This window comes from Fervidobacterium gondwanense DSM 13020 (assembly GCF_900143265.1).
Classification (GTDB): Bacteria; Thermotogota; Thermotogae; order Thermotogales; family Fervidobacteriaceae; genus Fervidobacterium; species Fervidobacterium gondwanense.
The window spans coordinates 264,671-277,319 of record NZ_FRDJ01000001.1 but is presented as its reverse complement, the minus strand read 5'-3'; the positions used below and the strand labels follow the sequence as shown (position 1 = coordinate 277,319).

The window sequence follows — 12,649 nt, the reverse complement described above, 5'->3', positions numbered from 1 at the left end:
TCAATCCTTAGGAGGGGATTTATTTGATAGAAGTTATGATATCAAAAGAGCAACTTAACGAACGGATCAAACAACTCGGTAAAGAAATTACGGACTACTACAAAGATAAGACCGACACACTCCATGCAGTGTGTGTGCTTAAGGGCTCAATCCACTTCTTCAGTGAGCTTGTTCAGAATATAGACTTGAATGTAGAATATTCTTTTATCCAAGTTTCGAGCTATTCAGGTGTTTCTTCAACGGGTAGAATAAGGGTGAAGAGTTGGATAGACGAGCCGATAGAAGGAAGGCACGTCATAGTTGTGGAAGATATCCTCGACACTGGACTTACACTCTCTTACATATTGGATTACCTGAGAAGATACAGACCAGCCGATTTGAAAGTAGTAACATTGCTAAAGAAGCTTGGAAGAAATCCGCAGGTTAAACCCGAATTTGTTGGATTCGAGATTGAGGATAAATTTGTTATCGGTTATGGACTCGACTACAACGAAAAATACAGAAATCTTCCTTACATAGGGTGGGTAAAAGGGGAAATCAAGTAAAATGAAGAACGTGCTTTATGTCTTTATTATCTTCACAGGTATTGCCGCCGCTCTCTTTGTATCGGCGATTTGGATAGAGGTCTTCATACGCATTTTCTTTATCCAAACGGAAGATCCGGTGAATATACTTGTTCTCGGGCTTGACAAAGACATTGGGAGAACAAGAAGGACCGATGTCATACTTGTTGCAAGCATAGATCTCGAGAATAAAAAAATGCTTATGTCCAGCATACCGCGAGACCTTATCGTAGATGGTAAGAAAATAAACGCTTATTATCAATCTGAAGGAATTGAGAAGTTTACTGAAAGAATTGAGAAATTGACAGGTTTAGAAATTAAAAGACACTTCATCGTAGATTACGAAATATTCAAATTTCTGGGTGACGAGCTCGGACCTATCGAGGTTTTTGTCGACAGACCGATGTATTACAAAGATGCCGCACAAGGATTGGAAATAAACTTTTCACCCGGGTACTACAAAATGAAAGGGAAAGAGCTTCTTGCCTATCTCAGATTTAGAAAAACGGCGGAAGGTGACATCGGAAGGTTAGATAAACAAAGAGTGATCATAGAAAAATTGGCTCAGAAAGCATTGAATAAAAATGTTTTCTCGTTAACTGAGCTTTACAGGGAAATCAGAAAAAGAACTGAGTTTAACATGGACATAGGCGAGGTCGTCTATATATTCTCCAAGGTAAAAACGAACTTCAAGATAGACACCGTGCCATTTCCGTATTTCATAGGTGATGACGGCAACTTGTACATCGATGAATCAAAGCACAAAGACTACATAGCAAGTTTTTCGTCAGGTGATAAAAAATTAGAGGAAAAATACCGTTTCTATGTGATAAACAATTCTTCCCAAAGAACGGCAAGTGAAAGCAAGAGGATAGAAGAACTGTTCAAGTCAAAAGGATACCAACCGAATAACATTTTCTACGAAGGCGTAGACGTTGACATTAGAAAAGATACGGTTTTCGTGCTAACAAAAAAAGAATCCCTTGACGAATACATTGACCAAATGCTTTCTCAGGTCTTCCCTGACAAAAAATTCAATGTAGTCTACGTGGAAAACAATATCGAATACGTAAGTAAATACATAACCATAATTGGAGAACTCACAAAACAAGGGAAGAAAATAGTCTTTCCAATCGATTTCTTGATAATACTCAAATGAAAAGCCAGTGCAAGAAGCATACTGAAAGTAGATTAATAAGGCGGTGTTAATTAGGCGATGTGTATCAAATTCATCAGGACAGTGACTATTCTTATCATCTCAATAACTTTTCTCGTAATGGTTGAGTTTGCTTTTGCACAAACGAATTCCAAAAGTTCTGTGAATGATTTATCCATAAGTGTTTACGATTTTATAGAGAAAATATCCGGTAGCAGAAACTACTTCATTTCAACTATTCTGACATTTGATGTGCAGGACGGACAACAAAGGAAGAAAATTGAAATCACCTTCGATTTGAAGGTGAAAAATCTTGAGATTTTCACATTTTATATCAAAAGCCCAAAAGTATTTGAAGACATAGTAATTAACTATGACATCATATCGAAAAAGGTCACGTACTCATACAAGAAATTCTCTTCGACTGAAGAGCTGAGAGATGCATCGCTCAGTTCACAGCAAGTTGGGGATCTCTTAACATCAATTACCGATTTCTTGTCATCACCTCTGTTCGAAACAATGCAAAAGGAAGGACATATTGAATTCAAGCCGAAGAACGCTGCAGTCCTTGCGAGGTTCGGAGTCCAGCCCATAACCGTGAAACTTTACATAGAAAGATCTCTACCGAAAAAGATAGAAATAGTCAACGACAAAAGCGATGAAAAGATAACTATGGAATTTCCAAAATTCGACGTGAGCAATTAAGTGGAGCATAATTGATGTTGACGGGGGGATGAACATTGAAAGCTGTAAGAAACTTCAAGATTATATCACTACTTATCGCAATACTTCTATCTTCGCTAAGTTTTGGATACTTCAATTTTGGTGCAGGTTTTGTGTACGGAACGGCAAACAGCTGGACACTTCGGATCGGAATTGAAGACGAGACATTTTCGCTAAATGCTGACTACCTAATAAATAACTCATGGAATATCATAGGCGGTGTTTACTTCAGCACAGAAGTCGGGTTTAAAGTAGGTCCATTCATCTTTGGAACTTACAACATTTCCGCTAATGACTTTTCAGTCATCTACGGTCCGGTTATTGGCTTTACTACAAAACAAATCTTCGCTCAGATTGGTTATTTAACGGATTTTACTCAATTTCAAGACATTTCAAAAGGTATATTTGCAGTGTTGAGGTTCTATGTTCCAGACCCACCAGGCATGAAAATGAGAGACAAACTTTACTTAGAAGGTCAGTACTATGGAGGGAATTTTAAAATAATTGTCGGGCTTCTCGAACCTTAGAGAGCTATCAACAACGTTATAGCTGTTAATACATTCAAGACTTGAAAATAACGATATTCGTGATATAATACTTGTGCAAAAATCAGATTTTGATTATGCCGATGGTTATGCCGAGGTGGCGGAATTGGCAGACGCGCATGACTCAGGATCATGTGGGGTTTCCCGTGCGGGTTCAAATCCCGCCCTCGGCACCAGTTGAGGAACAAGCGCAGGAGTTGACCCACTCCCAATCCCCTGAAGGGGATGGGATTCTTAGTAGCTCATGGCTACCCTCCATGGGCTCGTGTTAAACTCATGGCCACGTAGGTGTGGATTGTATCTTACACCCACGGAGGAGGCCAATCTCTCAACTACTGGGATGTCTCCCAGATACCTTTTGTAGATATTTATCGCTCCTACTCCGTCCCGATGGTATTCAAAGCCACAAGATTGACATCTGTAGTTTCTTCCATTTGGCTTATTCTGTGTTCCGCAAACTGGACATGTCTTGCTTGTGTATGCTTCTGAGATTTTGATAACTGAGATGCCAAATAACTCAGCTTTATGCTCAATCATCTGCGTTAGTTTCCTAAACTGCCACTGGTGAATCTTTTGCCTCGCATTGTCGTTTCCTTCTACATTCTCACGTATATTTGTTAATTCGCCAAGTACGATAGTTCCAACGTTTTTCTTAAGACACATCCCTATGAAATGGCTCGTGATTTTGTGCATGATGTCTTTTATTTGGTTGCTTGTCTTTCTGAGCATATTCCTTTTAGCTCTGTTGAGTTTCTTGTATCGTTTCGAACCTTCTTTGCATTTACTGAGCATCTGCTGAAATTTGGCATATTCTTTGTTGCGATATCTCAGAACACTGTTAAGTGCACCACCGCTGTAGATAACAACTTGCTCACCATCGAAAGTTGTGATGGGACGGAGTACTCCAAGGTCTACAGCCATTACCTTCGAGCCTGCCTGCTCTTGCTTCTCCACCTCTATCGCAAGGTGGAGATAATACCTACAAGAATCGTACACAAGCGTTGCTTGTTTGATAATTGTGCTTGGCAACAGGTTTGTTTTAATCTCCAATGGCTCAGCTTTCCCGCCCATAGACAGTCTGAGTGTTCCATCTTCTAATAGCTTGATTGCTGTCGACTTCCAAACGAATGGAACGTATCTTCTTCGTTTGTAAGGTGGTTTAGCATTTGGATTTGATTTGATGTTTGCAAAATAGCTCCTCAAAGCTTGGAAATACCTTTGCATTATAGCTTGCTTTGAGTGAGTATGCATATCGATGCCTTCGTACCATCTAAGGATATACTTTTGAACAGTGCCTTCTGAAAGCCAAAAGCCTTTTTTATTTTTAACTTTTCTGATTAACGACATGGTTTTGTTGTATATTCTTGCTGCTTCTTTGTTTAGTCTTTCACAGATGGCATTTAGCTCAGACGGAACAGCCAACTTGTATGTTCTAACATGGCATTCCGACATTCCTTGTTCTCACCTTCTACAAGAATTATACCAAAGGTATTGCTCATTAATTAAGCCCCTTACCAATCCTCTAAAGGAGATTGGCTTGCGGGGCTTCATTTTCTGTCAGTACAAACTGATCTCCTTTTTTATTTTTTCTTTTAATCATTCACAATTTATGGTAAAATAACTTAGACTGGTATTAAAGGCTAAAAAAACTGTGAAATTACAGTATTTCATAGATAAGCGGTGGTGAAAACTTGACAGAGATTAAGTTCTACAACTATCCCATACTTTGTGGAAAAGCTGATGAAGTCAGGAACTACCTTATTGAACAAATTGAGAATGGTAAAAAGCTCTTCATAGTCACACTGAACAGCCAGATATTCTTGAGAGCCGAGCAGATTCCAGATTACATGAAAGCCTTAAGAAAAGCGGACTTCCATTTACCAGACGGTGCTGGAATAGTTTGGGCTATTAAGAAACACTGCAATATAAAAAGTGATAGGATTCCTGGAATAGATACAATGGATTACCTTTGCGATGAGGCTGTTAAGAGGAACTGGACCGTTTATCTTCTGGGTGCAAAGCCTGACGTTGTGAAAAAAGCTGCTGACATATTAAAAAAGCGCGGAGTTAAGATCGTAGGATATCACCACGGATATTTTGAAGACCAAACACCAGCCAAAGAAATACAAAAGTTGAAGCCAGACTTGCTCTTCGTCGGTATGGGGGCACCGAGGCAAGAATTGTGGATTGCACAGCACATGCATCTACCCTTTAAGTTGGCAATGGGTGTTGGCGGAAGCTTTGATGTCATTGCTGGTGTTAAAAAACGTGCACCAGTCTTTTTTCAGAAGATGAGACTTGAATGGTTTTATAGATGGCTCACAGAGCCTATTTCTCGTTCAAGGGTTCCCGTTGACGTTATGAAATTCTACTTTAAGGTGGTCCTCGATGGAAAAGCAGGAGCTTGTAAAACGGTACATAGAAACATTGATTAGTTCGCCAATAAATCTTGTTGGGTACGATAATTTTGAAGAGGCTTATCATTTTCTCTACATAGATTCAACACTTCCCATGAAGGCGGAGGACTTGGGACAGAAGTTCATAGACGTTGGCACTGGTGGTGGGGTGCCCGGTGTATTTTTGGCCATAGAATTCGGAGCATCCGGCTTTTTGATAGATAGTGTCTGCAAGAAAATAGAATACGTAAAGAATAAATGTGAAGAACTAAAGATAGAGAACTTGGAGTTCTTGTGCATAAGAGCTGAGGAACTAAAGGACAAAGGACCGTACAGAGAATATTTTGACAGCGCGGTTTCGAGGGCTGTCTCGAAAATAGCAACGGTACTTGAATTAACAGCTCCGTATGTAAAAGTCGGTGGAAAGATATTGCTGTACAAAGGTCCAGGGTATACGGAAGAACTCGGTCAATCTGTGAACGCAATGAAGGAACTTGGCGTCAAGCTCTCGGAAGTGAGAAAATATACTATAAAAGGTAAGGACAGATTCCTAATTGTGTTTGAAAAATTTGATAAGACTCCGGAGAAATACCCAAGGAAGGTTGGAATTCCAGAAAAAAGACCGATAAGATAATAAAAATCGACAAATTATCGAAGGCGGAGCTATTCAAAGCAAAGTTTGGAATATTGAACGCTCCGCCTTTTGTGGTATAATTTAGTTAATCAATTCATTCAGTGAATGAAAAAACGTGAAAAGATGCACTGAGAGTATGCACTGGAGGAAGGTGGAGTAATGAGAAAGCTAAAGATGGCGCTTATAGGATGCGGAAGGATAGGTTCTTCGAAACATGTCGAAGCGATAGTGAAAAATGCTGATATCATTGAGGCTGTTGCTTTTTGTGATATCGTACCCGAAAAAGCGCAAGCGTGCGCTGAGAAGGTTAAGAATGTTCTCGGATACGAACCAAGAATATACACCGATTATACAAAGATATTAGATAATGAAGAGATAGATTTTGTCGCGATAGCAACGGAGAGCGGTTATCACTACGAGATTTCGATGGAGTTCCTCAAAAAAGGAATAAACGTACTTGTAGAGAAACCTATGGCTTTGTCGACAAAGCACATCGATGAGATGATAGAAACTGCACAGAATAAGAATGTGAAGTTAGGAGTGTGTTTCCAGAATAGGTTTAACCCTCCGATACAAGAGTTGAGGAAAAAGGTCGAAAATGGGTCTTTTGGGAAGATAAACTATGGTATTGCAAATATACGCTGGAATAGAGATAAGAATTATTATGAACAGGCTAACTGGAGGGGGACTTGGCAACTTGATGGCGGTTCTCTGATGAATCAATGCACACACAACATCGACCTTCTACAATGGATGCTCGGTGGTGAAATTGAAGAGGTCTACGGTGTTATTCGCAACTTCCAGCACCCGTACATTGAAGCTGAAGACTTCGGCGGTGCTATCATAAAGTTCAAAAATGGCAGTGTTGGAATCATAGAAGGAACATCGACAATCTACCCGCGCAATCTTGAAGAGACGTTGTCTATCTTTGGCGAGTACGGTACCGTTGTTATAGGCGGGCTCGCTGTAAATAGAATACAAGTCTGGAAATTCCCAGATGAAAATTCTCATCCTTTTATGGAACTACCCGATCCAGACACAGTTTACGGTTCAGGACACGTTCCGCTTTACAGAGACTTCTACGAGTCTATTGTATACAATAGGGAACCGAAAATACCGGGAAGAGAAGGAAGAAAGGCAGTAGAGATAGTCCTCGCAATTTACAAATCGGCACTTGAGAATGCACCTGTTAAATTCCCGTTCGAGTTCGATACGAACATAATGAAAGGGTGGAATGGACATTATGTTGTGCGTGGTTAAAGAATTCACTTTCGATGCTGCACATAATTTAGTTGAGTATCACGGAAAATGTGAGAAATTGCATGGGCATACTTACAAACTTCAAATCATGGTGTGTGGTGAAAAAGACAGAGAGGGTATGGTAATTGATTTTGTCGAGCTTAAGGAAATTGTTAAGAGAGAAGTGCTGAACTATCTTGACCATGCGTACATAAATGAGATAATCCCTCAGCCAAGTGCCGAGAATATTGCTGAGTGGATATGGAAAAAGCTTGAACCACATCTGAGCAATGAAAGGTACAAACTCTCAGAAATAAGACTATGGGAAACGCCAACTTCTTTTGTAATTTATAGAAAATGAGCAAAAGCGGTACCCTGCTGGGTACCGCTTAATTTTAATTTTTTGCTCTAAAATTTCTTCGAAAGTTGTTGTGTCAATCATGCTAATTTTTCCTTTTCTTCTTTTGCATGTCTTGGTGTTTCCTCATACTGGACGTTTGCGAAGATTTCAAATCCTGTACCTGCTGGTATCAGCTGTCCTACGATGACGTTTTCTTTGAGACCTCTTAGCGTGTCTAACGCACCTTTGATTGCCGCATCGGTAAGGACCTGTTGTGTCTGCTGGAAACTTGCCGCACTCAGCCAGCCTTCGTATTCAAGCGATGCTTGTGTGATTCTGAGCAATTTCCTTCTGTATTTTGCTGTTTCTTTTGGAAGTATCTGGTATACTTCTTTCTCTTTGTCATGGTTTAGTACAACAACCTCTTTTACTCCGAAGTTGATGAGTTTTTCGAGCAGTTCTTCCGTCACCTCATCGCCTTCTTTGGCTATTTCTTCGACAATGCCTTCTTCGTTCTTTATTAATATGTGCCTTGCTATAGTTTTTTCAATGAGTCTCTTTCTGTTAAGCTCTATCTTTGCGTTGTTTTCCATGATTTCCTTGTTCACTTTGTTGATCAGAGCGATTGGCACAAGATCACCTGGCAAGAAGTCGGTGTCACCGGACTCGATGACTTCGACCTTGTTGAGCATCTGTTTGATTATAAGCTCAAAGTGTTTGTCGTGAATATCGACACCTTGTTGTACGTAAACCTTCTTGATTTCTTTAAGCAGATACGTTGCTGTGTCTTCAACACCAAGTTCTTCAAGTATCCTTCTCACCTTGAGTGAGCCGCTTGTAAGTGACTGACCAGGGAGAACTTTTTGCCCAACGGTTACGTTAATTCTCACTCTTGAAGGTACAACGTATTCATGTATGGATCCAAGTTCGTCTTGTACGTATATCTTCTTTGGTTCGTCTTGAGAGATGTCGACAACTGTACCTTTTACTTTGGAGAATATACCTTCTGGATCCTTTGTCTTCTTTCGAGCTTCGAATAGCTCTTCGACCCTTGGCAAACCTTGCGTGATGTCTGCTGTTGTTGCGATACCACCAGTGTGGAAAGTTCTCATTGTGAGCTGTGTACCTGGTTCACCGATTGATTGTGCAGCGATGATACCTACTGATTCGCCAACGTTCACAACTTTGTGGTTTGAAAGGTCCAATCCGTAACACTTAGCACAAATGCCATGCTCTGACTCACATGTAAGTGGTGACCTGACGTATATCTCCGGCCTAACAACTATGCTTTCGATGTTGTTTTCTGCGAGCAATTTTGCAAGGTTCGAATCGATTTGTTCCTCTTCAACAGCTAATTGTCTCTTTCTATCTTTATCCCATATGATTTCTTCTGCAACGACGTTTCCAACGATTGGATAGAGTCTTATCTTTACGGATTTTACATTCGCTTCTCTAAGTTTCTTTATTACTTCCCAGTCAATTTCTGTTTCGCTAACTAACGTTTCAGAACCCAGATCGACATCTTCTGCGAGCTCAGCATATACCTCAGGCAATTCTACCTTTGTCAAATCTAAGATTCTTTCTTCAGCAACTGGCACGCGCTTCTTGTAATTTGAAAGGAACTTAGCATCTTCATCATAGATAACAGTATCTTTGACATACACTTTTCCTGTTTCAGGATTAACGAGTACGTCACCCGTACCTGGATCATAAACAGGTTTTGCGAGTAATCTGCCGAATATGAAGTCTTCGATCTTTTCAACTACGAAGTTGTCAGAGCTCTTCATCTTGGAAGCTCTAACGCCTTCGTGAGTACCACAGTCAGGTTGTGAGACGACGACACTTTGAACAACATCCACGAGCCTTCTTGTAAGATATCCTGCAGAACTTGTCCTCAATGCCGTGTCTGCGGATCCCTTTCTTGCACCGTGCGTACTGATGAAGAACTCAAGAACTGACAATCCTTCGCGGAAGTTAGAGATAATTGGAATCTCGATCGTTCTTCCTGATGGGTCAGCCATAAGACCGCGCATACCTGAAAGCTGCTTAAGCTGGTCTTTGTTACCTCTTGCTCCAGAATCGACCATTATGTATACTGGGTTGAACGGATTCTCACCGAGGTATTTGTATGTTTCTTCCTGGACAAGATCCGTAGTCTTCGTCCAAATCTTGATCGTTTCCTTGTATCTTTCATCATCGCTAAGAAGACCTTCTTCGTAGAGCCTTTCTATTTCTTCTATCTTCTTCATAGCTTCGCCTATTATTTCGTCTTTCTTAGGCGAAATCAAGAAGTCTTTCAAACTTATAGTAAGACCGGATACTGTTGCGTAGTGGAAACCAAGAGTTTTTATGTCATCGAGCAAGTCCGCTGTTCTATCGATTCCGTGCGTTTTGAATGTTTTGTACACGACATCCTTGATTCCGTTCTTACCAATCGTCTTGTTGTAGTCTCTGAGTTCTTCTGGCAATATGGCGTTGAATATGACCCTTCCAAACGTTGTTTTTATTACTTTGCCATCGATGTTAATTAGTAAAGGTTCGTGTAGTTTTATATATCCAAATTCATAAGCTATTTCCGCTTCTTCGGAGCTTGCGAATTTCCATTTGATCTCTTCTGGTTGAATTTTGTCGTAGTCTTTTCCGACCATCGTTAAGTAGTAAACACCAGCTACGATATCCTTACCTGGCATCGATATCGGTTTTCCGTGCGCTGGAGAGATTATGTTGTACCTTGAAAGCATCAATAACCTTGCTTCCGCTTGTGCAGCAGGTGAAAGTGGTAGGTGGACTGCCATCTGGTCACCATCGAAGTCTGCGTTAAACGGTGGACATACAAGCGGATGCAGCTGTATAGCATTGCCTTCAATTAATTTCGGTTCGAAGGCTTGTATTGACATTCTATGAAGTGTTGGAGCACGGTTGAGAAGGACGACCTTACCTTGGATAACTTTTTCGAGCTTTTCCCAAGCCTTCGGGTCTTCTCTTTGGAGCTCTTTTCTGTATTTCTTGACTTTTGTCTGTGTTGCTTCAACGTTTTCTTCTTTTGAAAGTTCTGCGATCACAAATGGCTCAAAGAGCTCGAGTGCCATCTTCTTTGGCAAACCACACTCATGTATCTTGAGGTGCGGACCGACGACTATGACAGCACGTCCGGAGTAGTCGACACGCTTACCTAAGAGATTTCTTCTGAATCTACCTTTCTTACCTCTTATCAAGTCTGTGAGCGATTTTAAAGGTCTGCCATTTCTATCTGCGTAAGCCTTACCTATCTTTCCATTGAAGATCAAATTATCGACAGCTTCTTGAAGCATACGCTTTTCGTTTCTTACTATAACTTCAGGTGCGTTCATTTCATACAATCTTCTGAGCCTGTTGTTTCTCATCAGTACTCTTCTGTAAAGGTCATTTAGGTCAGTCGTTGCAAACCTTCCACCGTCGATCTGAATCATCGGACGGATTTCCGGTGGAACGACTGGCAAGACTTCGAGGACCATCCATTCAGGTTTCGTTTCACTGTCGATAAGATCCTTCACTATCTTCAATTTCTTCAATAACTTCTTAGCCCTAACACTGCTCTTTGGTATGTTGTTGAGTTCGTTCTCTATCTCTGCCTTCATCACTTCGAGATCGAGCTGTTGGAGTAATTTCTTAATTGCGGCAGCACCTGTCTCTGCTTCTATCTTCCCAGGGTATATCATGCTGTATGCTTCGTAGTCCTGTTGAGTAATTATCTGCCCTTTCGTTAATCCTGTTTCTTGTGCAACGTCTGAGTCTATTTGTGTAATTACCATTATTGGTTTATCGTTTTCGATTTGCTCTTCAACAACGAACATTCCATGGTAGTGCTGGCTGAAAAGCTTGTACTCCTCTGCCGTTAATTTTTCATCTTCAAATAAGAATCTATCAGCCAGTACATCGCCAGCTCTTACTGTTTCACCGTCTTGTACGTAGACAAGAGCACCTTCAAAGACGGGATAGGTCTTTGTATGCTGAACGTTTTCTATGTACAGCTCACCAGTGGTTATAACTTCATACGAGCCATTTTCCAGTGGCCTCAAATTGAGTTGCTTACTGTATCTAATAGTACCGGAAACAGGTGCTATCAACCTTGGCAGTATCGTTTCCGTTGTCAATTGCTGCCCTTTCTTTACCTTATCTCCGTTTTTGACAAGAGCTCTTACGCCATAAGGTAAAGAGAACGTTATTGGTGTATTCTTACTCGTTGGCAAAGGATTAATCGTTACACTTTCTGAGAACTGATCCACTTCAACTGTTCCGTCGAATGGTGCAAATATTGCGTTAACGTGCTTTTCTGGAACTATCTCGTCACCTTGGTTTACAAAATCCCCGTCTTTTACTTTCAATTCCATACCAGTGTAAAGCCTGAGTTCAGTTCGCATAACGTTCTTGACTGTGATCCAAGTTAAATCCCTGTCTGTGTGCGTTCTTTCGTGCTTGAGGTGGACTTCCCCGTCTATATCAGAGATAAGCGGTGTCCTTGGTTCTTTGACAATATATGCTGGCGAGACTTCAAAATCCCACTTTTTAGCATATATTTCGTATTCCGTTTGGTTCAGTATGGAACCTTTGACAAATAACGTATTTTTTGGATCGGTTACGATGACGACCCTTTCATTCACACGCCTGCTGCCAAAGTAGACTATGTTTTCAATATCTTTTACGGTCATATCCAAAAGTGTCGCTATGACACTTGGGGTGTTTTTAAGATACCAAACGTGTGTAACAGGTGCAGCAAGCTCTATATGACCGAATCTTCTCCTTCTTGCTTCTTTTGACTCGACCCTTACACCACACTTTTCACAAACCGTACCTTCGTACTTCTTTCCGCTGTACTTTCCACAAGCACATTCGTAGTCTTTTACAGGTCCGAATATCCTTTCACAGAACAAACCTTCTTTTTCTGGCTTAAAGGTACGGTAATTGATCGTCTCGGCTTTCTTAACTTCTCCGCTTGACCATATCCTGACAACATCGGGCGATGCTACGGAAACTTTCACTTTTGCGATTTTTCTCTTAAAAGAAGAACTCATTC

The 12,649-nt window shown here is 40.8% G+C and carries 10 protein-coding genes and 1 tRNA gene; 9 read left to right on the top strand and 2 right to left on the bottom strand.

The features are described 5' to 3' along the window. The first annotated feature begins 23 nt into the window (after window positions 1-23). The 5 genes from hpt (at window position 24) to BUA11_RS01210 (ending at window position 3,163) form a co-directional block, all read left to right on the top strand. Entirely contained in the window at window positions 24-545 is a 522-nt protein-coding gene (gene hpt, locus BUA11_RS01230) for a hypoxanthine phosphoribosyltransferase (protein WP_178137731.1), read from the top strand. A gap of 1 nt (window position 546) precedes the next feature. Continuing rightward, window positions 547-1,722: an LCP family protein gene (locus tag BUA11_RS01225; protein WP_072757461.1), complete on the top strand. Its 1,176-nt coding sequence runs from the start codon at window positions 547-549 to the stop codon at window positions 1,720-1,722. 57 nt (window positions 1,723-1,779) lie between these two features. After that, window positions 1,780-2,424: a hypothetical protein gene (locus tag BUA11_RS01220; RefSeq protein WP_072757459.1), complete on the top strand. Its 645-nt coding sequence runs from the start codon at window positions 1,780-1,782 to the stop codon at window positions 2,422-2,424. A gap of 35 nt (window positions 2,425-2,459) precedes the next feature. Next, entirely contained in the window at window positions 2,460-2,969 is a 510-nt protein-coding gene (locus tag BUA11_RS01215) for a hypothetical protein (RefSeq protein ID WP_072757457.1), read from the top strand. A 109-nt stretch (window positions 2,970-3,078) separates the two neighbouring features. Then, window positions 3,079-3,163 (top strand) — tRNA-Leu (locus tag BUA11_RS01210). A gap of 58 nt (window positions 3,164-3,221) precedes the next feature. Here BUA11_RS01210 and BUA11_RS01205 read toward each other — a convergent pair. Further along, window positions 3,222-4,439, bottom strand: coding sequence for an RNA-guided endonuclease InsQ/TnpB family protein (locus BUA11_RS01205; RefSeq protein WP_072757455.1), 1,218 nt, complete (start codon window positions 4,437-4,439; stop codon window positions 3,222-3,224). 239 nt (window positions 4,440-4,678) lie between these two features. Here BUA11_RS01205 and BUA11_RS01200 point away from each other — a divergent pair, with 239 nt between their 5' ends. The 4 genes from BUA11_RS01200 (at window position 4,679) to queD (ending at window position 7,617) form a co-directional block, all read left to right on the top strand. Beyond that, on the top strand, window positions 4,679-5,422 hold the full coding sequence (locus BUA11_RS01200) for a WecB/TagA/CpsF family glycosyltransferase (protein WP_072757453.1): 744 nt from the start codon (window positions 4,679-4,681) through the stop codon (window positions 5,420-5,422). Then, window positions 5,376-6,017, top strand: a complete 642-nt coding sequence (gene rsmG, locus BUA11_RS01195) for a 16S rRNA (guanine(527)-N(7))-methyltransferase RsmG (protein WP_072757451.1) — start codon at window positions 5,376-5,378, stop codon at window positions 6,015-6,017. Before BUA11_RS01200 ends, rsmG begins: the two co-directional genes overlap by 47 nt. A 159-nt stretch (window positions 6,018-6,176) precedes the next feature. Next, complete coding sequence (locus BUA11_RS01190; protein WP_072757449.1) at window positions 6,177-7,277, top strand: Gfo/Idh/MocA family protein; 1,101 nt, start codon at window positions 6,177-6,179, stop codon at window positions 7,275-7,277. Further along, window positions 7,261-7,617, top strand: a complete 357-nt coding sequence (gene queD / locus BUA11_RS01185; protein ID WP_072757447.1) for a 6-carboxytetrahydropterin synthase QueD — start codon at window positions 7,261-7,263, stop codon at window positions 7,615-7,617. Before BUA11_RS01190 ends, queD begins: the two co-directional genes overlap by 17 nt. Before the next feature lie 77 nt (window positions 7,618-7,694). Here queD and BUA11_RS01180 read toward each other — a convergent pair whose 3' ends face one another. Continuing rightward, window positions 7,695-12,647, bottom strand: coding sequence for a DNA-directed RNA polymerase subunit beta' (locus tag BUA11_RS01180; RefSeq protein ID WP_072757445.1), 4,953 nt, complete (start codon window positions 12,645-12,647; stop codon window positions 7,695-7,697). Window positions 12,648-12,649 lie beyond the last annotated feature (2 nt).

Bases quoted from the DNA above. Each gene is read 5' to 3' on its own strand.
- BUA11_RS01225 (WP_072757461.1), top strand. From the start codon at position 547: ATGAAGAACGTGCTTTATGTCTTTATTATCTTCACAGGTATTGCCGCC.
- BUA11_RS01220 (WP_072757459.1), top strand. From the start codon at position 1,780: ATGTGTATCAAATTCATCAGGACAGTGACTATTCTTATCATCTCAATA.
- BUA11_RS01205 (WP_072757455.1), bottom strand. From the start codon at position 4,439: ATGTCGGAATGCCATGTTAGAACATACAAGTTGGCTGTTCCGTCTGAG.
- rsmG (WP_072757451.1), top strand. From the start codon at position 5,376: ATGGAAAAGCAGGAGCTTGTAAAACGGTACATAGAAACATTGATTAGT.
- BUA11_RS01190 (WP_072757449.1), top strand. From the start codon at position 6,177: ATGAGAAAGCTAAAGATGGCGCTTATAGGATGCGGAAGGATAGGTTCT.
- queD (WP_072757447.1), top strand. From the start codon at position 7,261: ATGTTGTGCGTGGTTAAAGAATTCACTTTCGATGCTGCACATAATTTA.
- BUA11_RS01180 (WP_072757445.1), bottom strand. From the start codon at position 12,647: ATGAGTTCTTCTTTTAAGAGAAAAATCGCAAAAGTGAAAGTTTCCGTA.